Source organism: Dolichospermum planctonicum, assembly GCF_005402965.1.
Lineage (GTDB): Bacteria > Cyanobacteriota > Cyanobacteriia > Cyanobacteriales > Nostocaceae > Dolichospermum > Dolichospermum planctonicum.
The window spans coordinates 1-285 of sequence record NZ_BJCF01000170.1 but is presented as its reverse complement, the minus strand read 5'-3'; the positions used below and the strand labels follow the sequence as shown (position 1 = coordinate 285).

The window sequence follows — 285 nt, the reverse complement described above, 5'->3', positions numbered from 1 at the left end:
ACCCTGAAGACTGCATTTGAGAACGAGAAATCACAATAAGAATTAAGAATATAGAGGTCAAGCCCTCGGTCTGTTAGTACTCCTTTGCTACATACATTACTGTACTTCCACATAGAGCCTATTAACGGGTGTTCTGCCCGTGACCTTACCTACTTATTGTAGTGAGAGTACTCATCTTGAGGTGGGCTTCCCACTTAGATGCTTTCAGCGGTTATCCTCTCCGCACTTGGCTACCCAGCGTTTACTGTTGGTACAATAACTGGCACACCAGCGGTGCGTTCCTCC

Annotated in this window: 1 rRNA gene; it reads right to left on the bottom strand. The window is 46.3% G+C overall.

The window, feature by feature from the left end:
* Positions 1-53: 53 nt before the first annotated feature.
* Positions 54-285, bottom strand: a 23S ribosomal RNA gene (locus FFO06_RS20915); the annotation flags it as partial.